This window comes from Actinoallomurus acaciae (assembly GCF_042429965.1).
Taxonomy (GTDB): domain Bacteria; phylum Actinomycetota; class Actinomycetes; order Streptosporangiales; family Streptosporangiaceae; genus Actinoallomurus; species Actinoallomurus acaciae.
In genome coordinates, this window is the sequence record NZ_JBHLZP010001141.1 from 1 (window position 1) to 976 (window position 976).

A 976-nucleotide genomic window follows, 5' to 3' on the forward strand; every position below is an offset into this window, starting at 1 on the left:
GGCATGGCCGCCTCGGCCAGCAGGCCCGGCACGTCGGGGAAGCCGCGCTCGCGCTTCCAGACGTCGGCCGGGCCGGGCTCGGGGTTCCAGTACGCGCCGCCGCGGACGGCCGACGGCGTCTCGTCCAGCGCGCCCGCACCGCGCAACGGGTCGATCGGCGCGGCCCCGGTGAGCAGGTCGAGCCAGGTGCGCAGCTCGTTGGCCTGCGCGCTGTCGGTGTTGTCGCCCGTGGTCAGCACGAGATCGATCGGCCCGCCGGCCGCCACCGGGTCGCGCAGGGTCCGGATCATGGCTTCGGCGCCGTGCAGGGCGAGGAACTCCTGCGGCCGGTAGGCCGGCAGCATCAGCCGCAGGCCGGGCGTGCCCTCCAGCTCCTGGAGGAACTCCACGCGTGCCGGCGAGGCCAGGTCCGCGATTTGGAGGTCGGTGATGTGCACCGTCCGCAGCACCACCGATCCGCCCGGCTCCGGCGCCCGTTCCGGCACCAGGTCGGTGCGGACCGTGTGCGGCTCGCCCGGTCCGTCGGCCAGCACGCGGTACGGGGCCACGCTCCCGGCCCGTGCGGTCGCGGCCCGCCTGATCGTCCTGGTGGTCGTTCCCGGTGCGTACGGGGGCGGTTCCACGGGCGGCTCCTCACGTCCGGTCGAGGGGAGCCACTTTAACGTTTGAGTACGGGCGGGGCTCAGCGCGGGGGCGGAGCGGTCGAGCCGCGGACGAGCAGGGTGGTGGGCAGGCTGACGTCGCGTGTCGCGGGCGGCCGGCCGGCGAGGGCGTCGATGAGCAGGCCGGCCGCGGTGACGCCGATGGCGCGACGGTCGACGGCCAACGTGGTGAGCGGGGGAGCGAGCAGGGCCGAGGTGGGCAGGTCGTCGTGGCCGACCACGGAGAGGTCGCCGGGGATGCGCACGCCGCGTCCGGCCGCCACCGCGTAGACGACGTGGGCCAGGTGGTCGCTGTTGGTGATCAGCGCGGTGGC

At 75.5% G+C, this 976-nt stretch carries 1 protein-coding gene and 1 pseudogene; both read right to left on the reverse strand.

All coding sequences use genetic code 11. The features are described from left to right. Nucleotides 1–623, reverse strand: a pseudogene (locus tag ACFFNX_RS51150) (hypothetical protein); the annotation flags it as partial. Between the two features lie 59 nt (nt 624–682). Next, a partial coding sequence (locus tag ACFFNX_RS51155) for a substrate-binding domain-containing protein (protein WP_378213761.1) occupies nt 683–976 on the reverse strand: 294 nt, incomplete at its 5' end.